The following is an 811-nucleotide window of genomic DNA, read 5'->3' on the forward strand; positions in this document are numbered from 1 at the left end:
AACCATTGTGTCACGGCCTTGGTGACTCGCTGTGATGTCCAAAAAGGTGATTTCATCAGCCCCTTGCTCATCATACTTTTTGGCAACTTCTACCGGGTCACCTGCGTCACGGATATCAACAAACTGTACGCCCTTTACAACGCGCCCTTCATCAACATCCAAACAGGGAATAATTCTTTTAGCCAAGCCCATTAACTAGCTCTCCACTTATAATTTCAATCTTCACAATAGTCTTGAGCCTCTTTAAGGCTTAAGGCTTTTTCATCCAAAGCTCGTGAAACCAATACGGTTTCGATACCCACTTCAGACTCGGAATACAATGCACGAATATCATCCATATCTGCTACCCCGCCAGTCACCCACAATGGTACGCGAGAGACTTCAGCAAGCTTAATAGCCTCGTCGAGATTAACACCCTGACAGCTCCCTATACGCCCAAGGTCTCGATAAACCAGAGCAGAAATATCAGCAGCACTTAATTGCTGCGCCCAGGTTTCGGCAGTAACTGGTGACGTTTTCTGGCAACCATGTGTACACACCTGACCCTCTAGCAGTGACAGGCTCACCGTAATGCGCTCAGGAAAGCGCTTACACATTTCAGCAATAAACGCAGGATCTTCTATAGCTTTAGTTCCTAAGGTCACTGTTCTAATACCAGACTTCAGGTAATGCTCAACTTCAGATTCACTACGAATTCCACCTTCAACATGTAAATTTAGATTTGGAAAACGCTGAGCGATCGAAACGATCATTTCTGCATGAGCCGTCCGCCCCTGAATTGCACCATCTACGTCAAACACATAAAGGTCCT

Annotated in this window: 2 protein-coding genes; both read right to left on the reverse strand. The window is 45.9% G+C overall.

What is annotated here, in order from left to right:
* A partial coding sequence (locus A3756_RS21430; RefSeq protein WP_255376533.1) for a HisA/HisF-related TIM barrel protein occupies positions 1 to 192 on the reverse strand: 192 nt, incomplete at its 3' end.
* Between the two features lie 23 nt (positions 193 to 215).
* A partial coding sequence (locus A3756_RS21435; RefSeq protein ID WP_156490665.1) for a HisA/HisF-related TIM barrel protein occupies positions 216 to 811 on the reverse strand: 596 nt, incomplete at its 5' end.

Source organism: Oleiphilus sp. HI0086 (genome assembly GCF_001635225.1).